At 65.9% G+C, this 19127-nt stretch carries 32 protein-coding genes; all 32 read right to left on the bottom strand.

Annotated elements, in window-relative coordinates; genetic code table 11:
* Positions 1 to 16: 16 nt before the first annotated feature.
* A complete protein-coding gene (locus ACRAQ3_RS01140; RefSeq protein ID WP_432255363.1) occupies positions 17 to 1366 on the bottom strand; it encodes a replication-associated recombination protein A in 1350 nt (449 codons plus the stop codon).
* Between the two features lie 91 nt (positions 1367 to 1457).
* Positions 1458 to 2069 (bottom strand): autoinducer binding domain-containing protein, encoded by a 612-nt coding sequence (locus ACRAQ3_RS01135; RefSeq protein ID WP_432255362.1) that lies wholly within the window; start codon positions 2067 to 2069, stop codon positions 1458 to 1460.
* A gap of 154 nt (positions 2070 to 2223) precedes the next feature.
* The gene (rplQ, locus tag ACRAQ3_RS01130) at positions 2224 to 2643 is read right to left on the bottom strand and encodes a 50S ribosomal protein L17 (RefSeq protein WP_432255361.1); all 420 of its coding nucleotides are present in this window, start codon (positions 2641 to 2643) and stop codon (positions 2224 to 2226) included.
* Between the two features lie 109 nt (positions 2644 to 2752).
* Positions 2753 to 3769: a DNA-directed RNA polymerase subunit alpha gene (locus ACRAQ3_RS01125; RefSeq protein WP_269395583.1), complete on the bottom strand. Its 1017-nt coding sequence runs from the start codon at positions 3767 to 3769 to the stop codon at positions 2753 to 2755.
* 115 nt (positions 3770 to 3884) lie between these two features.
* Complete coding sequence (rpsK, locus tag ACRAQ3_RS01120; RefSeq protein ID WP_072780049.1) at positions 3885 to 4277, bottom strand: 30S ribosomal protein S11; 393 nt, start codon at positions 4275 to 4277, stop codon at positions 3885 to 3887.
* A gap of 12 nt (positions 4278 to 4289) precedes the next feature.
* Positions 4290 to 4658, bottom strand: a complete 369-nt coding sequence (gene rpsM, locus ACRAQ3_RS01115) for a 30S ribosomal protein S13 (RefSeq protein ID WP_085894966.1) — start codon at positions 4656 to 4658, stop codon at positions 4290 to 4292.
* A 213-nt stretch (positions 4659 to 4871) separates the two neighbouring features.
* A complete protein-coding gene (locus ACRAQ3_RS01110) occupies positions 4872 to 5534 on the bottom strand; it encodes an adenylate kinase (RefSeq protein WP_085895442.1) in 663 nt (220 codons plus the stop codon).
* On the bottom strand, positions 5534 to 6907 hold the full coding sequence (gene secY, locus ACRAQ3_RS01105; RefSeq protein WP_085894967.1) for a preprotein translocase subunit SecY: 1374 nt from the start codon (positions 6905 to 6907) through the stop codon (positions 5534 to 5536). The genes ACRAQ3_RS01110 and secY overlap by 1 nt, the downstream gene beginning before the upstream one ends.
* 106 nt (positions 6908 to 7013) lie before the next feature.
* Positions 7014 to 7490, bottom strand: a complete 477-nt coding sequence (gene rplO, locus ACRAQ3_RS01100) for a 50S ribosomal protein L15 (protein WP_269395582.1) — start codon at positions 7488 to 7490, stop codon at positions 7014 to 7016.
* A 134-nt stretch (positions 7491 to 7624) separates the two neighbouring features.
* A complete protein-coding gene (locus ACRAQ3_RS01095) occupies positions 7625 to 8416 on the bottom strand; it encodes a DUF2182 domain-containing protein (protein WP_432255360.1) in 792 nt (263 codons plus the stop codon).
* Positions 8409 to 9047: a DUF1326 domain-containing protein gene (locus tag ACRAQ3_RS01090; protein WP_432255359.1), complete on the bottom strand. Its 639-nt coding sequence runs from the start codon at positions 9045 to 9047 to the stop codon at positions 8409 to 8411. The genes ACRAQ3_RS01095 and ACRAQ3_RS01090 overlap by 8 nt, the downstream gene beginning before the upstream one ends.
* Before the next feature lie 181 nt (positions 9048 to 9228).
* Positions 9229 to 9414 (bottom strand): 50S ribosomal protein L30, encoded by a 186-nt coding sequence (gene rpmD, locus ACRAQ3_RS01085; RefSeq protein WP_017928033.1) that lies wholly within the window; start codon positions 9412 to 9414, stop codon positions 9229 to 9231.
* Between the two features lie 11 nt (positions 9415 to 9425).
* Complete coding sequence (gene rpsE / locus ACRAQ3_RS01080) at positions 9426 to 9983, bottom strand: 30S ribosomal protein S5 (RefSeq protein ID WP_021693348.1); 558 nt, start codon at positions 9981 to 9983, stop codon at positions 9426 to 9428.
* A gap of 11 nt (positions 9984 to 9994) precedes the next feature.
* The gene (gene rplR, locus ACRAQ3_RS01075; protein WP_269395579.1) at positions 9995 to 10354 is read right to left on the bottom strand and encodes a 50S ribosomal protein L18; all 360 of its coding nucleotides are present in this window, start codon (positions 10352 to 10354) and stop codon (positions 9995 to 9997) included.
* Positions 10355 to 10365: 11 nt separating this feature from the next.
* Positions 10366 to 10899, bottom strand: coding sequence for a 50S ribosomal protein L6 (gene rplF, locus ACRAQ3_RS01070; RefSeq protein ID WP_085894971.1), 534 nt, complete (start codon positions 10897 to 10899; stop codon positions 10366 to 10368).
* Positions 10900 to 10911: 12 nt separating this feature from the next.
* A complete protein-coding gene (gene rpsH, locus ACRAQ3_RS01065; RefSeq protein WP_085894972.1) occupies positions 10912 to 11304 on the bottom strand; it encodes a 30S ribosomal protein S8 in 393 nt (130 codons plus the stop codon).
* A gap of 13 nt (positions 11305 to 11317) precedes the next feature.
* Positions 11318 to 11623 carry a 30S ribosomal protein S14 gene (gene rpsN / locus ACRAQ3_RS01060; RefSeq protein ID WP_017928028.1) on the bottom strand — a complete coding sequence of 102 codons (306 nt, stop codon included), beginning with the start codon at positions 11621 to 11623 and terminating at the stop codon, positions 11318 to 11320.
* A 21-nt stretch (positions 11624 to 11644) separates the two neighbouring features.
* Positions 11645 to 12208: a 50S ribosomal protein L5 gene (gene rplE / locus ACRAQ3_RS01055; protein ID WP_085894973.1), complete on the bottom strand. Its 564-nt coding sequence runs from the start codon at positions 12206 to 12208 to the stop codon at positions 11645 to 11647.
* Positions 12208 to 12513, bottom strand: coding sequence for a 50S ribosomal protein L24 (gene rplX, locus ACRAQ3_RS01050; RefSeq protein WP_269395578.1), 306 nt, complete (start codon positions 12511 to 12513; stop codon positions 12208 to 12210). Before rplX ends, rplE begins: the two co-directional genes overlap by 1 nt.
* Complete coding sequence (gene rplN / locus ACRAQ3_RS01045) at positions 12513 to 12881, bottom strand: 50S ribosomal protein L14 (protein ID WP_017928025.1); 369 nt, start codon at positions 12879 to 12881, stop codon at positions 12513 to 12515. Before rplN ends, rplX begins: the two co-directional genes overlap by 1 nt.
* Before the next feature lie 76 nt (positions 12882 to 12957).
* Positions 12958 to 13188: a 30S ribosomal protein S17 gene (rpsQ, locus tag ACRAQ3_RS01040; RefSeq protein WP_085894975.1), complete on the bottom strand. Its 231-nt coding sequence runs from the start codon at positions 13186 to 13188 to the stop codon at positions 12958 to 12960.
* A gap of 4 nt (positions 13189 to 13192) precedes the next feature.
* Positions 13193 to 13408 (bottom strand): 50S ribosomal protein L29, encoded by a 216-nt coding sequence (gene rpmC, locus ACRAQ3_RS01035; protein ID WP_085894976.1) that lies wholly within the window; start codon positions 13406 to 13408, stop codon positions 13193 to 13195.
* Positions 13409 to 13576: 168 nt separating this feature from the next.
* Positions 13577 to 14089, bottom strand: coding sequence for a GNAT family N-acetyltransferase (locus ACRAQ3_RS01030; RefSeq protein ID WP_269395577.1), 513 nt, complete (start codon positions 14087 to 14089; stop codon positions 13577 to 13579).
* 193 nt (positions 14090 to 14282) lie between these two features.
* The gene (gene rplP / locus ACRAQ3_RS01025) at positions 14283 to 14696 is read right to left on the bottom strand and encodes a 50S ribosomal protein L16 (RefSeq protein WP_085894978.1); all 414 of its coding nucleotides are present in this window, start codon (positions 14694 to 14696) and stop codon (positions 14283 to 14285) included.
* Between the two features lie 14 nt (positions 14697 to 14710).
* The gene (gene rpsC, locus ACRAQ3_RS01020) at positions 14711 to 15418 is read right to left on the bottom strand and encodes a 30S ribosomal protein S3 (protein WP_085894979.1); all 708 of its coding nucleotides are present in this window, start codon (positions 15416 to 15418) and stop codon (positions 14711 to 14713) included.
* Entirely contained in the window at positions 15418 to 15798 is a 381-nt protein-coding gene (rplV, locus tag ACRAQ3_RS01015) for a 50S ribosomal protein L22 (protein WP_085894980.1), read from the bottom strand. Before rplV ends, rpsC begins: the two co-directional genes overlap by 1 nt.
* Before the next feature lie 3 nt (positions 15799 to 15801).
* Positions 15802 to 16080, bottom strand: a complete 279-nt coding sequence (rpsS, locus tag ACRAQ3_RS01010) for a 30S ribosomal protein S19 (protein ID WP_085894981.1) — start codon at positions 16078 to 16080, stop codon at positions 15802 to 15804.
* Between the two features lie 3 nt (positions 16081 to 16083).
* On the bottom strand, positions 16084 to 16926 hold the full coding sequence (gene rplB / locus ACRAQ3_RS01005; RefSeq protein WP_085894982.1) for a 50S ribosomal protein L2: 843 nt from the start codon (positions 16924 to 16926) through the stop codon (positions 16084 to 16086).
* Between the two features lie 149 nt (positions 16927 to 17075).
* A complete protein-coding gene (locus ACRAQ3_RS01000; RefSeq protein WP_085894983.1) occupies positions 17076 to 17372 on the bottom strand; it encodes a 50S ribosomal protein L23 in 297 nt (98 codons plus the stop codon).
* Positions 17369 to 17986 (bottom strand): 50S ribosomal protein L4, encoded by a 618-nt coding sequence (rplD, locus tag ACRAQ3_RS00995; RefSeq protein ID WP_085894984.1) that lies wholly within the window; start codon positions 17984 to 17986, stop codon positions 17369 to 17371. The genes ACRAQ3_RS01000 and rplD overlap by 4 nt, the downstream gene beginning before the upstream one ends.
* Positions 17976 to 18791, bottom strand: coding sequence for a 50S ribosomal protein L3 (rplC, locus tag ACRAQ3_RS00990; protein ID WP_269395576.1), 816 nt, complete (start codon positions 18789 to 18791; stop codon positions 17976 to 17978). Before rplC ends, rplD begins: the two co-directional genes overlap by 11 nt.
* Positions 18792 to 18802: 11 nt before the next feature.
* Entirely contained in the window at positions 18803 to 19117 is a 315-nt protein-coding gene (gene rpsJ, locus ACRAQ3_RS00985; protein ID WP_021693211.1) for a 30S ribosomal protein S10, read from the bottom strand.
* Positions 19118 to 19127: the final 10 nt, after the last annotated feature.

Below are 19127 nucleotides of genomic sequence, written 5' to 3'. Positions count from 1 at the left end.
GCCCCCCCCTGCCGGGCTACCGCCCTTCGCCCCGCCTGCGCTTCTCGCGCAGGCCGGAGAAGAACTCGACCCGCTTGCGGAGTTCGCGCTCATGGCCGCGATCCACGGGGGTGTAGTAGACCGGGCGCTTCATGGTCTCGGGGAAGTAGTTCTGCCCCGAGAAGGCATCCTCGGCGTCGTGGTCGTAGTCGTAGCCCTTGCCATAGCCCTGTTCCTTCATGAGCCGGGTGGGGGCATTGAGGATATGCTTGGGCGGCGGCTCGGAGCCTGTCTTGCGCGCCTCGGCCATGGCCGCCTTGAAGGCGGCGTAGCCGGCATTGGATTTCGGCGCGAGCGCGAGGTAGATCACCGCCTGCCCCAGCGCCAGATCGCCCTCGGGCGAGCCAAGCCGCTCATAGGTCTCCCATGCATGCAGGCAGATCGTCTGCGCCTGCGGGTCGGCAAGTCCGATGTCCTCGACCGCCATGCGGGTGATGCGCCGCGCGAGATAGCGCGGGTCCTCGCCACCGGTCAGCATCCGCGCCAGCCAGTAGAGCGCGGCATCCGGATCGGAACCGCGCACGGATTTGTGCAGCGCCGAGATGAGGTTGTAGTGCTCGTCCCCGGACTTGTCGTATTTCGCGGCACGCTTCATCAGCCGGGTGGTCAGCGCCTCGACCCCGAGCCGCGTCTCGGTCTTCCACGCCGCCACCTGCTCGATCAGGTTCAACAGCGCCCGGCCATCGCCGTCCGCCATTTCGAGCAGCGCTTCGCGCGCCGCTCCGTCGAGCGGCAGCGATCGGCCCAGCTCCTTCTCCGCGCGCTGGGCAAGGCGCTCGAGATCGGCGAGGTCGAGCCGGGTCAGCACCAGCACCTGCGCCCGGCTCAGTAGCGCCGCGTTCAGTTCGAACGAGGGGTTCTCGGTGGTCGCGCCGACGAGGAGGATGGTGCCATCTTCCATATGCGGCAGGAAACCGTCCTGCTGCGCCTTGTTGAAGCGGTGGATCTCGTCGACGAAAAGCAGCGTGCCGCGCCCCTGGCCGCGCCGAAGCTTGGCCGCCTCGAACACCTTCTTCAGATCGGCCACGCCCGTGAAGATCGCGCTGACCTGCACGAAGGCGAGGTCGGTGGCGTCCGCCAGAAGCCGCGCAATGGTGGTCTTGCCGACGCCCGGCGGGCCCCAAAGGATCAGCGAGGAAAGCGATTTGGCGGCGAGCATGCCGCCCAGAGGGGCCTCGGGCCCCAGCACCTGCTCCTGCCCGATGACATCACCGAGGCTGCGCGGTCGCAGCCTGTCGGCCAGCGGCCGGTGCCCCGACGGTTCGGGCGCAGCCGCCGGAGCGCGCTCCTGCTGGCTGTCGGGCAGGTTGTCGAACAGATCGGCCATGCCCCAAATCTAGTACGCCTGTGGATAACTGCCAAGGGATTTGGTATCGCTACCGAAATCTTGGGGGAGGTAGGCAGGGAACAGCCGATCCTCAGAGCAGGCGGTAATCCCGCGCCCGCTGCACGGCTTCGGTGGTGGTCCGCGCGAGAAGCGTCGAGCGCGCCGAGGCGAGACGCGCCTTCAGCGCGCTCTCGGAAATGCCGAGCTTGGCCGCGGCGGCGGCATAGCGATCTCCCTCGGCGACGCAGCGCAGCGCCTCGACCTGCGCCTTGCTCAGCGCGGTGGGTGGCTCGGTGATCTCGTGCAACTGGATGATCAGCCGCTCGAACTCGGCCATCTCGTCATCCGTGAACTCGCGATCCGCGCGGCTGGCCGAGGCAATCGTCCGCGACTTCATCGGGCCGCAGGAGACCGCGAAGCCATAGACCATGCCGAAGCTGCGCGCCTGCCCGAAGATGTCGAAGGGATCGGGGATCTCGATCTCGCTCCAGCGGCAGCGCCCGGTGGTGCTGAAGCCCCAGGCGATCACCGGATCGCGCAGGGCGTAGGCTTCCTCGGTATAGCGCTCGGTCCAGGCCTCGGGATAGGTCTGGTGGCTCAAAAGCGGCAGCGCGAAACGGATATGCAGAGCGAAGAAGAATCCCCCGGGGGCAAGAGCCTCGAGCTTGCGCGTCTGGATGTCGATTCCGGCTCTGAGAGACATGGCGCCCTGATCAGCTGATATATTTAAAGGATAACAGGCATCTATGCCTTGGATACGGCGCCATTCCGCGCCCAAACCCATGACGTGACGGCAGAATCGAAAACGCCTCGCCCTTTGCGGGGCGAGGCGTTTCCATATCACTACCGTGGCGCGATCACTCGACCGCGGCGTCTTCGGCCTCGAGCCGGGCGCGGTCGGCCGCGCCCTTGGCGTCGACGTCGCGATCGACGAATTCGATGATCGCCATCGGCGCCATGTCGCCATAGCGGAAGCCGGCCTTCAGCACGCGGACATAGCCACCCTGACGCTCGGCGTAGCGCGGCCCGAGGACCTCGAACAGCTTGGCGACGTGGGCGTCCTGCTTGAGCTGCGCCGCGGCCTGACGGCGGGCGTGCAGGTCACCGCGCTTGCCCAGCGTGACGAGCTTCTCGATCACGCGGCGCAGGTCCTTCGCCTTGGGCAGCGTGGTCTTGATCTGCTCGTGCTCGATCAGCGAGCCAGCGAGGTTGGCGAAGAGCGCCTTGCGGTGCTCGTGGGTACGGTTCAGGCGGCGGTAGCCACTTCCATGACGCATTGGGTGTCTCCTTTAGCGTTTTGCTTTGTCCGGCGGCCGATGCGTGTCGACCGCTCTCCTTGGGGCGGGATGCCCGGGTGCGGGGAGGGTTTCCCCTCCCCTACGAGTCTCAGAACTGGTCTTCGAACTTCTTGGCCAGATCTTCGATGTTGTCCGGCGGCCAGTCCTCGACGTCCATGCCGAGATGCAGGCCCATGCCCGAGAGCACCTCTTTGATCTCGTTCAGGGACTTGCGGCCGAAGTTCGGGGTGCGGAGCATCTCGGCTTCGGTCTTCTGGATCAGGTCGCCGATATAGACGATGTTGTCGTTCTTCAGGCAGTTCGCCGAACGCACCGACAGCTCGAGCTCGTCGACCTTCTTGAGCAGCAGCGGGTTGAACTCGAGACCGTCATCGAGCGCGCCGGCCGAGGCCGATTCCGGCTCGTCGAAGTTGACGAAGATCGACAGCTGGTCCTGCAGGATGCGGGCGGCATAGGCCACGGCGTCATCCGGGGTCAGCGAGCCGTCGGTCTCGACCTTCATGGTCAGCTTGTCATAGTCGAGCACCTGCCCCTCGCGGGTCGGCTGCACGTCGTAGGACACCTTCTTGACCGGCGAGTAGATCGCGTCGATGGCGATCATGCCGATCGGCGCGTCCTCGGGCTTGTTGCGGTCGGCCGCGACGTAGCCCTTACCGGTGTTGACGGTCAGCTCCATGTAGAGGTTGGCGCCGTCGTCGAGATGGCACAGCACGTGATCCTTGTTGAGGATCTCGATGCCCGCGGATTCGGAGATGTCACCGGCGGTGACGACGCCCGGGCCGGTCGCCTGGACGGAGAGGCGCTTGGGGCCCTCGACTTCCATGCGGATCGCGACGCCCTTGAGGTTCAGCACCACGTCGGTCACGTCCTCGCGGACGCCCGAGATCGAGGAGAACTCGTGCAGCACGTTGTCGATCTGAACGGAGGTGATGGCCGCACCCTGGAGCGACGACATCAGCACGCGGCGCAGCGCGTTGCCGAGCGTCAGGCCGAAGCCGCGCTCGAGCGGCTCGGCGACCACGGTGGCCTGCCGTGCCGGATCGTTGCCCGGCTTGACGTCGAGCTGCGTCGGCTTGATCAGCTCGGCCCAATTCTTGTGGATCATGCGTCCCTCCATTCCTGTCCGTGCTCCATGGTCCCGAAGAGCCGGACGCCCGAGGTTTCAAAATGACGGATCGGGGCCGCGCAGACAGGCGCGGCCCCGAACAAGTGGTATTGCCTCAGACGCGGCGGCGCTTCGGCGGGCGGCAGCCGTTATGGGCGATCGGCGTCACGTCGCGGATCGACGTGATGTTGAAGCCGACGGCAGCCAAGGCGCGCAGCGCGCTCTCGCGGCCCGAACCGGGGCCCTGCACTTCGACTTCCAGCGTCTTCACGCCGTGTTCCTGCGCCTTGCGGCCCGCGTCTTCGGCGGCCAGCTGGGCGGCGTAGGGGGTCGACTTGCGCGAGCCCTTGAAGCCCATGGTGCCGGCGGACGACCAGGAGATCGCGTTGCCCTGCACGTCCGAGATCAGGATCTTGGTGTTGTTGAACGAGCTGTTCACATGCGCCACGCCTGCGGCGATGTTCTTGGAGACCTTCTTCTTGCCTCCGCGACGGGTATCACGTGCCATGGATGCGTCCCCTTATTTCTTCTTGCCGGCAATGGCCTTTGCGGGGCCTTTGCGGGTGCGAGCATTGGTGTGGGTACGCTGGCCGCGGACCGGCAGGTTGCGACGGTGGCGCAGGCCACGGTAGCAGCCGAGATCCATCAGGCGCTTGATGTTCATCGTGGTTTCGCGACGCAGGTCGCCTTCCACGGTGAGGTTGGCGTCGATGTGCTCGCGGATCGCCAGAACCTCGGCGTCGGAGAGATCGTTGACCCGGCGGGTCACGTCGATGCCGACGGCTTCGCAGATCTGGCGGGCGGTGGTGTCACCGATGCCGGTGATATAGGTGAGGGCGATCGGAACCCGCTTCGCGGTCGGGATGTTCACGCCGGCAATACGTGCCACGTTTAGCGTCCTTTCGTTGCGGCTCCGTGATGCCGGAGCCTTTTTTCACAACTGAGGCCCGGAAAATCCGGGCCGCATCCTGCGAGGTGATCCGCGCGGATCCGGGAGCGACCCGACAATTCGCGCGAAATGATTCCCTTTCGGGATGGGGCTGTCTATGGGCTGCCGGGCAGAGGGTCAAGCCCCCTGCCCCTGGGCTGGCCGGAACCGGCCTCAGGCGTCCTGGGTCTGCTGACCGAGAAGACCGGCGATCTCGGCCGAAACCTCCTCGATCGCGGCCAGACCGTTGACGCTCTCGAGCTGGCCCTTGGCGTGGTAGTAGCCGATCAGCGGCGAAGTCTGCTTGTAATAGGCCAGAAGCCGGGTGCGCAACGCCTCCTCGTTGTCGTCGGCACGGCGCTTGATCTCGGTCGAACCGCAATTGACGCAGACGCCGTCCGCCGGCACCGGGCGGGTCACGTCATGATAGACCTCACCGCAATTGCCACAGGTGGAACGACCGGTGATGCGCGAGACCAGCACCTCGTCATCGACCCGCATCTCGATCACGTGGTCGAGCTTCTGTCCCAGTTCCGCGAGCAGCGCGCCGAGCGCATCGGCCTGCGCCAGGGTGCGCGGGAAGCCGTCGAAGATGTAGCCGCCCGAGGCGCTGCCGGAGGTCAGTTTCTCGCGGATCAGCCCGATGACGATCTCGTCGGTCACCAGCTCGCCGCGATCCATGACGGCGGCGACGCGCTGGCCCATCTCGGTGCCGGAGGAACGCGCCTCGCGCAGCATGTCACCGGTCGAGAGCTGCACCATGCCACGCTCTTCGACCAGACGCTTGGCCTGCGTGCCCTTGCCCGCGCCCGGCGGCCCCAGAAGAATGATGTTGATCATCGACGTGCTGGCCCCCTCGCCTTGGTCTTGTTCGTCTTGCCGCCGCGCCGGCCGCGCAGCTGCGATTTCTCGATCAGCCCCTCGTACTGATGCGCGAGCAGATGGCTCTGGACCTGCTGGATCGTGTCCATGCCGACCGAGACAATGATCAGGATCGAGGTGCCACCGAAGTAGAACGGGATCGCCAGCTGGCTGCGCAGGATCTCGGGCAGCAGCGCCACGAGGGCGAGATAGGCCGAGCCCAGCACCAGAATCCGGTTCAACACGTATTCCAGGTATTCCGAGGTCCGCTTGCCGGGCCGGATGCCGGGGATGAAGCCGTTCTGGTTCTTCAGGTTGTCGGCCACGTCATCGGTCTTGAACGCCACTTCGCGGGTATAGAAGTAGGTGAAGAAGATGATCATCGCCGCGAAGAAGATCAGGTAGAGCGGCTGGCCCGGCCCGAAATAGGCGAGGATCGTCGACATGACCGGGCCGGTGGAGCCGCCCGAGAAGGTCGAGAGCGTGGTCGGCAGCAAGAGCAGCGCCGAAGCGAAGATCGCCGGGATCACGCCGGCCGGGTTCACCTTGATCGGCAGGTGCGAGGAGCCGCCATCATAGACCTTCATGCCGACCTGGCGGCGCGGGTACTGGATGTGGATCTTGCGCAGGGATCGCTCCATGAACACCACGAAGGTCAGCACCCCGATCACCATGGCGATCACCAGAAGGATCACCGCGGGGGAGATCGCGCCGGAGCGGCCCTGGCTCAGGAACTGTGCCAGCGCTGCCGGGATCTCGGCGATGATGCCGACGAAGATGATCAGCGAGATGCCGTTGCCGATGCCGCGCGCGGTGATCTGCTCGCCCAGCCACATCAGGAACATGGTGCCGCCGACAAGGGTGATCATCGTCGAGGCACGGAAGAACAGGCCCGGATCGGTGACGAGGTCGCCCGCCTCGAGCGAGACGGCAAGGCCGTAGGCCTGGAAGGTCGCCAGCACCACGGTGAAGTAGCGGGTGTACTGGTTGATCTTCTTGCGCCCCTGCTCGCCCTCTTTCTTGAGCTGCTTGAGCGGCTCGTACATCGAGGCCATGAGCTGCACGATGATCGAGGCGGAGATGTAGGGCATGATGCCGAGGGCGAAGATGCCCATCCGGCTCAGCGCGCCGCCGGTGAACATCGACAGGATGCCGCCGATGCCGGAGGCCGCGCCTTCCATGAAATTGCGCAGCGCGGCGCCGTCGATCCCCGGCACGGGGATGAAGGTGCCGAGCCGGTAGACGATCAGGAGACCGATCGTGAAGAGGATCCGCTGACGGAGCTCGGTGGCCTTGCCGAAGGCCCCCCAGCTCATGTTGGCGGCCATCTGTTCTGCTGCTGATGCCATCGGGGCTCTCTTGTCATGTCAGCGCCGCCGGACCGGGGTCTTCCGGTCGGCGGCGCGGGAACAGTCGGTGACGGGGGCGGGGAGCGCAAGGCCCCCCGGCCACCGATTATTCGGCGGCGGCCGCCGGCGCGGTGACGGTGAGCTTGCCGCCCGCCTTCTCGACCGCCTCGATCGCGCCCTTGGACGCACCGGTGACGGCGATGTTGGCCTTGGAGGTGAACTCGCCCTTCGACAGGACGCGGATGCCATCGCGCTTGCGACGGATCAGGCCCGACGCGACCAGCGCGTCCTCGGTGATGTCCTGAGCGGCGTCGATCTTGCCGGCGTCGATGAACTTCTGGATCAGGCCCAGGTTGACGACGGCGTATTCGCGGCGGTTCGGCTTGTTGAAGCCGCGCTTGGGCAGGCGCTGGTAAAGCGGCATCTGGCCGCCCTCGTAGCCCTTGATGGCCACGCCCGAACGGGATTTCTGACCCTTGATACCACGGCCGCCCATCTTGCCGGTGCCGGAGCCCGGACCACGGCCGACGCGCTTGGCTTTCTTGGTCGCGCCCGGATTGTCGCGCAGTTCGTTGAGTTTCATGTCGCTTCTCCTTGATGCCGGAACTGCCCCCCAGCGACGGATGGGGCAAACACGGCGTGACGAATGGGATTCGGCCCACAGAGGGGCACCGGCGGCGTATACGACCCTCGGGCCCGGGTTTCAAGCGCCCTGCCCTATGGCAGGAGCACGAGCCCCCCGGATATCAGGAGCAGCGCACCGGTGATCCGCCGCCATGCCGCTCCGCCGGGAGCCAGCTTTTCGAGCAGCACCAGCAGTGCCAGACCTGCAATCCAGAGCGGGCTCATCACTCCGCCCACGAAAAGCAGCAGCATCAGCGCCCAGCAGCAGCCAAGGCAGTACCCGCCGTGACCGAGGCCCACTGTCAGTGCGCCGCGCCAGCCCTGCCCGCGATGCCGGATCAGCCAGTCGACCGGGGATCGGCAGTGCCGCAGGCAAGCCGCCTTGGCGGGGCTGAGTTGCCAGATCCCGGCGGCCAGCAGCAACGGGCCGGACAACCCGTCGCTGGCGCTTGCCATCCCTGCTGTCAGCAGCCCGGCCCGCGACAGCAGGAACTGCGCCACCGTCGCAGCGAGGCTGAAGCCGAGCCAGACCAGCAGGTAGCCCGCCACGAAGATCGCGGTCGCAGGGAAAGGCGCGGTGCCGCTGGCGCGCCGGTTCAGCGCGGCCGCCAGCAGGATCACGGGCGTGGCCGAGGGCAGCATCATCGCCACCATCATCACCCACCACATGACGATCATCGCCAAGCCATGACCTAGGGACCAGTCCGGGCTTACAGGGGCCGCCTCGCCTCCGTGCCCGGGCATCATGCCGTCGCGCGGCATCACGCCACCCCCCGCAAGCGTGTAGGCCCATGCCAAAAGGCAGATCGCCGCCACTAGAACGATGCAGAGCCCACGGTCGCGCCGCAGCAGTCCCGCCAATGTGGCGGGCGCCGTTTCAGGCATGGACGACGCCCTGACCGCTGTGGTGCAGCCGGTTGAACTGCCCATAGCTGTCGGAGAGGTCCAGCGCGATGGCGCTGTCGGCGCCGCTGCGCGAGGTGGCGCTGCCGATCTCGGCCAGCTCGAACTCGATGCCGCCGGGGATCTGGATCCGCACCCGATGCTCGCCATCCGAATGCGGCGGACGGATCGGCCGACCCTCGCCGGTGAGCACCCCGGGGATCGAGAGCCGGGCGCGGCGGGCCTCGATGTCGAGGTCGAGATCGATCGGCCGATACAGCGTCGGGTGGAGGAGGTCCGACATGGCCCGGAACACCCACCAATGGGTGGCCGCCTCCTCGGTCTCCTCGCCATGCAGCACGCGTTCGAGCGCGTCGCGCTGGTCGGCTGCCGCGCGCTCGTCGATCACCGCCTGCAACTCCCCGCCCCCTTCGAAGATCGGACCAGGCCATGCGTAGAGCAGCGCGATCCTCAGCCCGTCGAGACGGATGTCGCCGAAATGGCCGGTGTCGATGCTGAGCGCCTCGAAGCCCCTGCAATGGCCATGGGTGGGCAGATCCTCGAACTGGCACGGGCAGCCATAGCCGCAATTGCAGTTTCCGAAGGAACTGCCCTCGATGGACCAGTCTATCATGGCCGCCTCCCCTGCTGGGAACCGCCCGCCCGCACGAGGCGGGATCGAGGTCGGGCCGGACCGCCGCGCGGCCGCGAACCTGACGCAATCATAGCAGCGCCGTCCGAGTCGCGGGAGATCCCATGCGAAAGGGGCGCCGCGGTTTCCCGCGACGCCCCTCCATCCGCGCTGAGCCGGTGGCTCAGGCTTTCTCTTCGACGATCTGCACGAGGTGCGGGATCGAGTTCACCATGCCGCGCACCGAGGGGGTGTCCTCAAGCTCGCGGGTGCGGTGCATCTTGTTGAGGCCCAGGCCTTTCAGCGTGGCACGCTGCGAGGCGGGGCGACGGATCGGCGAGCCGATCTGCTTGACGACGATGGTTGCCATGTCCGCTCTCCTCAGGCTTCGGCGACTTCGGCGCCGGCCTCTTCGGGCTTGCGCAGAATGTCGGCGACCTTCTTGCCGCGACGCTGGGCGACCGCACGCGGCGACTGCTCGGCGCGGAGGCCGTCCAGCGTGGCGCGGATCATGTTGTACGGGTTCTGCGAGCCGAGCGACTTGGACACGACGTCCTGCAGGCCCAGCATCTCGAACACCGCACGCATCGGGCCGCCGGCGATGATGCCGGTACCCGCCGGAGCGGCACGCATCACGACGCGGCCGGCGCCGTGGCGGCCTTCCATGTCGTGGTGCAGGGTCCGACCCTCGCGCAGCGGCACGCGGATCAGGTTGCGGCGCGCCTGCTCGGTGGCCTTGCGGATGGCCTCGGGGACCTCCTTGGCCTTGCCCTTGCCGAAGCCGACGCGGCCCTTCTGGTCACCGACGACGACGAGCGCCGCGAAGCCGAAGCGCTTGCCGCCCTTGACGGTCTTCGAGACCCGGTTGATCGCCACGAGACGATCGGCGAATTCCGGGTTCTCGTCGCGGTCGCGGCGACGGTTGTCACGTTCTGCCATGTTACGTCTCCTCAGATCTTCAGGCCGGCGTCACGGGCCGCATCAGCGAGCGCCTTGACCTTGCCGTGGAACAGGAAGCCGCCGCGGTCGAAATAGGCTTCGGACACGCCGGCCGCCTTCGCACGCTCTGCGATCGCCGCACCGACCTTCGCGGCCGCCTCGACGTTGTTCTTCCCGACGATGCCCAGATCCTTCTCGAGCGAGGAGGCCGAGGCGAGAGTGACGCCGTTGACGTCGTCGATCAGCTGCACGCTGATGTTCTTGTTGCTGCGGTGCACGGAGAGGCGCGGCCGCCCCGCATTCACCTTGCGCAGCTTGCTCCGGACGCGCTGACGGCGCTTCAGGAACAGTTCCCGTTTGCTGTTTGCCATTTTTCGCGTCCTTACTTCTTCTTGCCTTCCTTGCGGAAGATGAACTCGCCCTTGTAGCGGATACCCTTGCCCTTGTAGGGCTCGGGCGCACGCCACTCGCGAATGTTCGCCGCAACCTGGCCAACCTGCTGCTGGTCGATACCCTCGACCACGATCTCGGTCTGCTTGGGCGCCGTGACCGTGACGCCCTGCGGCACCTCGAAGTTCACGTCGTGGCTGTAGCCGAGCGCCAGCTTCAGGGTGTTGCCCTGCATCTGCGCGCGGTAGCCCACGCCCTGGATCTCGAGCTCTTTCTTGAAGCCCTCCGAGACGCCGGTGACGAGGTTCTGCACCATCGAGCGGGACATGCCCCACTGCTGACGGGCGCGCTTGGACAGGCCGCGCGGCGTGACCGAGATCGCGCCGTCCTCGAGCTTCAGCGTGACGTCGTCGGTGGCGGTGAAGCTGCGGGTCCCCTTGGGGCCCTTCACCTCGACCGTCTGGCCGGAGACGTTGGCGGTCACGCCGCTGGGCAGAGCGACCGGGCGTTTACCGATACGAGACATTCCGGACCCTCCTTAGAATACGGTGCAAAGCACTTCGCCGCCGACATTGGCTGCGCGTGCGTTTGCATCCGACATCACGCCGCGGGGCGTGGAGACGATCGAGACGCCGAGACCCTGACGCGGAGCCGGGAGGTCCTGGACGCTCATGTAGACGCGGCGGCCGGGCTTGGACACGCGCTTGAGCTCGCGGATCACCGGTGCGCCTTCGTAGTAGCGCAGGCTGATCTCGAGCGCGGGGTGCCCGTCCTTGCCGGTCGTCTTCTCGTAGCCGCGGATGTAGCCCTCGTCCGCGAGGACGTCGAGCACCCAGGCGCGCAGCTTGGAGGCGGGGGTGATGACGGTGGACTTGTGACGCATCTGCGCGTTGCGGATGCGGGTCAGCATATCACCGATGGGATCGTTCATCTGTGGACCCTCCTTACCAGCTCGACTTGACCATGCCGGGGATTTCCCCGTTCGAGCCGAGCTCGCGCAGCATGATCCGGCTGAGTTTCAGCTTGCGGTAATAGGCGTGCGGACGCCCCGTCAGCTGGCAGCGGTTGTGAAGACGGGTGGGCGAGCTGTTGCGCGGCAGTTGCGCGAGCTTCAGGTTCGCCTTGAAGCGCTCTTCCACGGGCTTGTCTTTGTCGTTCGCGATCGCCTTGAGCTCGGCGCGCTTGGCGGCATACTGCGCCACCAGACGCTCGCGCTTCTTCTCGCGTTCGATCATGGATTTTTTGGCCATATCTCTCTTTCCTCCCGCGGATCAGCTGTTGAACGGCATGTTGAAATGCTTCAACAGCGCCTTCGCTTCCGCGTCGGTCTTCGCGGTGGTGCAGATGACGATGTCCATGCCCCAGACCTCATCGACCTTGTCGAAGTTGATCTCCGGGAACACGATGTGCTCCTTCAGGCCCATGGCGTAGTTGCCACGGCCGTCGAAGCTCTTGCCCGAGACGCCGCGGAAGTCGCGGATCCGGGGCATCGCCACGGTGATCAGGCGATCGAGGAATTCGTACATCCGGTCGCCACGCAGGGTCACCTTCGCACCGAGCGGCATGTCCTCGCGGACGCGGAAGCCGGCGATCGACTTCTTGGCCTTGGTGACGACGGCGCGCTGACCGGCGATCGTCGAAAGATCGTCCTGGGCGGACTTGGCTTTCTTGGAATCGCGGACGGCCTCGGCCCCGGCGCCGATGTTCAGGACGATCTTGTCCAGGCGCGGGATCTGCATGTCGTTCTTGTAGCCGAACTCTTCGCGGAGCTTGGCCTTGATCTCGTCGGCGAAGGTCGCCTTGAGACGCGGGGTGTAGTTCGCGGTATCGAGCATCAGATCACGTCCCCGGTGGTTTTGGCGAAACGCACCTTCTTGCCGTCTTCCTCGCGGAAGCCGACGCGGGAGGCTTTGCCGTTGGCATCGACGATGGCCAGGTTCGACAGCTGGATCGGCATCGCCTTGGGCTGGCGGCCGCCCTGGTCGGTCTGGCTCTGCTTGACGTGGCGGATCGCGACGTTGATGCCCTCGACCACGGCCTTGCCGGCCTTCGGGTCGACGGACTGGATCTCGCCGGTCTTGCCCTTGTCCTTGCCGGTCAGGACGACGACCTTGTCACCTTTGCGGAGTTTGGCAGCCATTACAGCACCTCCGGCGCGAGCGAGATGATCTTCATGAAGTTCTTCGCGCGCAGCTCGCGAACCACCGGCCCGAAGATACGGGTGCCGACCGGCTCGTTGTTGTTGTTGAGGATGACGGCCGCGTTGCGGTCGAAGCGGATCGAAGTGCCGTCTTCGCGGCGAACTTCCTTGGCGGTGCGCACGACGACGGCCTTGCGGACGTCACCTTTCTTCACGCGGCCACGGGGGATCGCTTCCTTGACGGACACCACGATGATGTCGCCGACCGACGCATACCGGCGGTGCGAACCGCCGAGGACCTTGATGCACTGCACCCGGCGTGCGCCGGAGTTGTCAGCGACATCCAGATTGGTCTGCATCTGGATCATGGGTTTCTCCCGACCTTTGGGGGGCTCTCGATGGCCTTCTCCCCAGGGTTTCGTTCAAGCTGGAAGATGAGGCGCCTTACTCGGCGATCACTTCCCAGCGCTTGGTCTTGGACTTCGGGGCGCACTCCTGAATGCGGACGGTATCGCCGACATTGAAGGTGTTCGCCTCGTCGTGAGCCCGGTACTTCTTGGACTTACGGATCGTCTTCTTCAGAACCGGATGCGTGAAACGACGCTCGACCGAAACGGTGACGGTCTGCGCGTTCTGGTTCGAGGTCACGACGCCTTGCAGGATGCGTTTGGGCATGGGCTCAGGCCTCCGTGCCGGCGGCCGCGGCCGCCTTCTGGTTCAGAATGGTGTGGATACGGGCGACGTCACGCTTGACGACGCGCATCCGCGCGGTGTTCTCGAGCTGGCCGGTGGCCTGCTGGAAGCGCAGGTTGAACGCTTCTTTCTTCAGATCGACAAGCTGCTCGCGGAGCTGGTCCGCGGTCTTGTCGCGGAGTTCCTTGGCATGGAGCGCCATGGGGCTTTCCTTTCGACATCACCGGAAGGCCCCTTTCATCATCGAGAGGGTCACCCTGATTCCGGTGGACTAGGTGAATGAGCGCTGTCCCTAGACGACATGGGCACAGGATGCAAACCCTTTCTCCCGCAAGGGCGCCGCAGCCGCGGACCGGGGTCATGGTTCGGGCTACACGCGGTGGCGGTGCCGCCATATCTCGGTGTCGGGCCAGCGGGCATGGTGTCTCTCGAAGCGCGCACCCAGCCGTCGGGCGACCGCCTTCGAGCGGTGATTGGCGGGATCAATATAGCTGGCCGGGGGCGGCCAGCCCAGATCCTCCAAGAGATCGCGCACCGCCATGGCCGCCTCGGTGGCGTAGCCCCTGCCCTCATGGCCCTCCCAGAGAAGCCAGCCGATCTCGGCCTCGTCCCAGCCTTCGGGATGCCAGACGCCGGCCAGTCCGATCGGAACATCGTGGTGCAGCAATGTGTAATTGCCGAACCCCTTGATGTCCCAAAGTGCCAATTCGACGCAGAACGCCTTGAACGCCTCCGGACGGTCCAGCGGCCCCAGAGCCATCGCCGAGCGTGGGCTGGCGTAGAAGCCGATATAGGGCTCGAGATCGCAGGGCTCCGGTCGCCGCAGCACCAGCCTCTCGGTCCGCAGCCGTTCGGGGATCAGCGCTCCATCGATGCCGGACATGGCGCCTCCTCGCGGCGAGGCGCATGCGCCGCGCCGCCGCTCGTAGCATGAGGCATCATACCAGAATGGCACTCGGGCAAGGCGGCTTGTGACCAGGCATCCACTTTGGTCAGAGGCGCGGAACGAGAAAGCCCCCGCCGAGCGCTCGGCGGGGGCCTCTTTGTCGTCGTCGGAGCCGGAGCTCCGGACCGGCTTACCAGTCCTCGCGAACCACGGTGCGGGTCTTGATCGGCAGCTTCATCGCAGCAAGGCGAAGAGCTTCGCGGGCGATTTCCTCGCTCACGCCGTCGATCTCGAACATCACCCGGCCCGGCTTGACCTTGGCGGCCCAGAAATCGACCGAACCCTTACCCTTACCCATCCGGACTTCGGTGGGCTTGGAGGTCACGGGCGTGTCCGGGAAGATCCGGATCCAGACCCGGCCCTGACGCTTCATGTGACGGGTCAGGGCGCGGCGGGCGGCCTCGATCTGACGCGCGGTGATGCGCTCGGGCTGCACGGCCTTCAGGCCATAGGCGCCGAAGTCCAGGTTGAAGCCACCCTTGGCCTCACCGTGAATGCGGCCCTTGTGCTGCTTGCGGAACTTGGTGCGCTTCGGTTGAAGCATGTCTCAGCCCTCCCTTACCGGCGGCCGCCGGCGCCGCGAGGCACGGGGCCTTCCTGCAGCTCGGCCTGTTTGCGGTCACGCGCCTGCGGATCATGCTCCATGATCTCGCCTTTGAAGATCCAGACCTTGATCCCGATGATGCCATAGGGGGTCTCGGCTTCGGACAGCGCGTAGTCGATGTCGGCGCGCAGCGTGTGCAGCGGCACGCGGCCCTCACGGTACCATTCGGTCCGCGCGATCTCGGCACCGCCGAGGCGGCCCGCGACGTTGACGCGGATGCCCAGGGCACCCATGCGCATCGCGTTCTGCACCGCGCGCTTCATGGCGCGGCGGAACGAGACACGACGCTCGAGCTGCTGGGCGATGGACTCGCCGACGAGCGCAGCGTCGAGCTCGGGCTTGCGGACCTCGACGATGTTGAGGTGCAGCTCGGACTTCGTCAGGTTCGACAGCTTCTTGCGCAGCGTCTCGATGTCCGCGCCTTTCTTGCCGATGATGACGCCCGGCCGCGCGGCGTGGATCGTGACCCGGCACTTGCGGTGCGGGCGCTCGATGATCACGCGGCTGATGCCGGCCTGCTTGGCTTCCTTCTTGATGAAGTCCTTGATCTTGAGGTCTTCGAGAAGAAGATCGCCGTAGTCCTTGGTGTCGGCGTACCAGCGGCTGTCCCAGGTCCGGTTGACCTGGAGCCGCATGCCGACGGGATTGACCTTGTTACCCATTAGGCTTGCTCCTCGACCTGGCGGACCTTGATGGTGAGTTCCGAGAACGGCTTGACGATCTTGCCGAACCGGCCACGGGCCCGCGGACGGCCGCGCTTCATGATCAGGTTCTTGCCGACCCAGGCCTCGGCGACGACCAGCTCGTCGACGTCGAGGTTGTGGTTGTTCTCGGCGTTCGCGATCGCGGATTGCAGGCACTTCTTGACGTCGCCGGCGATGCGCTTCTTCGAGAAGGTCAGGTCCGACAGGGCCTTCTCCACCTTCTTGCCGCGGATCATCGCGGCAACGAGGTTGAGCTTCTGAGGGCTGGTGCGCAGCATCCGGGTCTTGGCCATCGCCTCGTTATCGGCGACGCGGCGGGGATTCTTGTCCTTGCTCATGGCTTACTTCCGCTTCGCTTTCTTGTCGGCGGCGTGACCGTGATAGGTGCGGGTCGGCGAATACTCACCGAACTTCTGACCGATCATGTCTTCGCTGACGTTGACGGGGATGTGCTTGTGACCGTTGTACACACCGAAGGTCAGTCCCACGAACTGGGGCAGGATCGTCGAACGGCGCGACCAGATCTTGATCACTTCGTTGCGGCCGGACTCGCGCGACGCTTCGGCTTTCTTGAGCACGTAAGCATCGACGAAAGGGCCTTTCCAAACAGAACGAGCCATGTGTTAACGGCCTTTCTTGCGAGCGTGGCGCGAACGAAGGATGAGCTTCGACGACGCCTTGTTCTTGTCACGGGTGCGCGCACCCTTGGTCGGCTTGCCCCACGGCGTCACCGGGTGACGGCCACCGGAGGTCCGGCCCTCACCACCGCCATGCGGGTGGTCGATCGGGTTCATCGCGACGCCGCGAACGGCGGGGCGCTTGCCGAAGTGGCGGTTGCGACCGGCCTTGCCGAGATTCTGGTTCGAGTGATCCGCGTTCGAGACCGCGCCGACCGTCGCCATGCATTCCTGGCGCACGAGCCGCAGCTCGCCCGAGGAGAGACGGATCTGGGCGTAGCCGCCGTCGCGACCGACGAACTGGGCGTAGGTGCCCGCCGAACGTGCGATCTGACCGCCCTTGCCGGGCTTCATCTCGATGTTGTGAACGATCGTGCCGATCGGCATGCCCGAGAAGGGCATCGCGTTGCCGGGCTTGATGTCGACCTTGGCGCCGGCCACGACCTTGTCACCGATCGAGACGCGCTGCGGCGCCAGGATGTAGGCCTGCTCGCCGTCCTCGTACTGGATCAGCGCGATGAAGGCGGTACGGTTGGGGTCGTATTCGATGCGGGCGATGACCGCCTGCATGTCGAACTTGTTGCGCTTGAAATCGACGATCCGGTAGAGGCGCTTCGCACCACCACCACGACGACGCATCGTGATCCGTCCGGTGTTGTTCCGGCCGCCCGACTTGCTCAGACCCTCGGTGAGGGCCTTGACGGGGCGTCCTTTCCAAAGCTCCGAACGGTCGATCAGCACCAGCCCGCGCTGGCCCGGCGTCGTCGGCTTGTACGACTTGAGTGCCATGCTTTGTGTCTTCCGTTGCTTTGCGGGCCACCAGGGCCCGGTCGTTGAAGGGCCCCGAAGGTCCCCGATTCAAAGGGCCCCGAAGGTCCCCCGGTTGTCAAAAGGAGCGGCCCCGGACGAATCCGGGGCCGCGCCGATGGGGTCACCTATTAGAGACCGGTCGAGACGTCAATGCTGTTGCCCTCTTCGAGGGTCACATAGGCCTTCTTGACGTCCTTGCGGGTGCCCAGCGTGCCGCGGAACCGCTTGACCTTGCCCTTGGTGACGACGGTGTTGACCGCCTTCACCTTGACCTGGAACAGGGCCTCGACGGCTTCCTTGATCTGCGGCTTGTTGGCGTCGATCGCCACCTCGAAGACCACCGCGTTGGCCTCGGAGGCCAGTGTCGCCTTCTCGGTGATGACCGGCTTGCGGATCACGTCGTAATGTTCGGGTTTCGCGCTCATTTCAGGCGAGCCTCCAGAGCTTCGACAGCCGCCTTGGTGAGCACGAGCGTGTCACTGCGGAGGATGTCGTAGACGTTGGCGCCCATCGAGGGGAGCACGTCCAGGTTGGCGATGTTGCGCGCGGCCTGGGCGAAGCCCTCGTTGATCGCCGCGGCGTCGATGACCAGCGCCCGCTTCCAGCCGAGGTTGGCGACCTGCTTGGCGAGCACCGAGGTCTTGCCCTCGGTCTCGATGCTGTCGAGAACCACCAGCTCACCGGCCTTCACCTTCGCCGAGAGGGCGTGCTTGAGGCCGAGCTTGCGGAACTTCTTGGTCAGGTCGTGCTCGTGGCTGCGCGGCGTCGGGCCCTTGTAGGTGCCACCGTGACGGAAGATCGGCGCGCCCTTGGAGCCGTGACGTGCGCCACCGGTGCCCTTCTGGCGGTAGATCTTCTTGGTCGAGTAGCTGACCTCGGAACGGCCCAGCGTCGAGTGCGTGCCCTGCTGGGTACGCGCACGCTGCCAGCGCACGACGCGGTGCAGGATGTCGGCGCGCGGCTCGAGACCGAAGATCGCGTCGTCGAGATCGACGGAGCCCGCGGAGGCGCCGTCCAGCTTGATCGCTTCAGCCTTCATTGTTCTCACCCTTCTCAGCGGTGTCGATCGCGGCCTGCTCGGCCTCGGCAGCGGCCTTGGCGGCGGCTTCCTCGGCAGCCGCGGCCTCGGCGGCGGCCTCGTCGGCGAGACGCTTGGCTTCGTCGGCATGGCTCTTCAGCGCGGCCGGGAAGACCACGTGCTCGGCCAGCGGCTTCTTCACGGCATCCTTGACCGTGACCCAGCCACCCTTGCCGCCCGGCACCGCGCCCTTGACCATGATCAGGCCACGCTCGGCGTCGGTCTTGACGACCTGGAGGTTCTGGGTGGTCACGCGGGCGGCGCCCATGTGACCGGCCATCTTCTTGCCCTTGAAGACCTTGCCCGGGTCCTGACACTGACCGGTCGAACCGTGCGAACGGTGCGACACGGACACGCCGTGGGACGCGCGCAGACCGCCGAAGTTGTGGCGCTTCATCGCACCGGCAAAACCCTTACCGATGGAGACACCCGACACGTCGACGAACTGGCCTTCGAAGTAGTGCGCGGCGATGATTTCCTCGCCCACCTCGATCAGGTTCTCGGGGGCGACGCGGAACTCGGCGACCTTGCGCTTGGGCTCGACCTTGGCGGCGGCGAAGTGGCCGCGCATCGGCGCGCTGACGCGCTTGGCCTTGGCGGTGCCGGCGCCGAGCTGAACGGCGGTGTAGCCGTCACGCTCGATCGTGCGCTGCGCCACGACCTGTAGGTTGTCGAGCTGGAGCACGGTCACCGGGACCTGCTTGCCGTCCTCGAGGAACAGGCGGGTCATGCCCACCTTCTTGGCGATGATTCCGGAACGCAACATCGTTACCTCCCTCAGACCTTGATTTCGACGTCGACGCCGGCGGCCAGGTCGAGCTTCATCAGCGCGTCCACGGTCTGCGGGGTCGGATCGACGATGTCGAGCAGCCGCTTGTGGGTGCGGATCTCGAACTGGTCACGGGATTTCTTGTCGATGTGCGGTCCACGGAGCACCGTGAACTTCTCGATCTTGTTGGGCAGCGGGATCGGCCCGCGGACCGAGGCGCCGGTGCGCTTGGCGGTGCTGACGATCTCCGCGGTGCTGGCATCCAGCACGCGGTAGTCGAAAGCCTTGAGCCGGATACGGATATTCTGGCTTTGGGCGGCCATGTTGTTCCCC

This window comes from Limimaricola sp. AA108-03, assembly GCF_050847355.1.
Taxonomy (GTDB): domain Bacteria; phylum Pseudomonadota; class Alphaproteobacteria; order Rhodobacterales; family Rhodobacteraceae; genus Limimaricola.
Note: the sequence above shows the minus strand (reverse complement) of the source record. Positions and strands in the feature narration are given on the sequence as shown.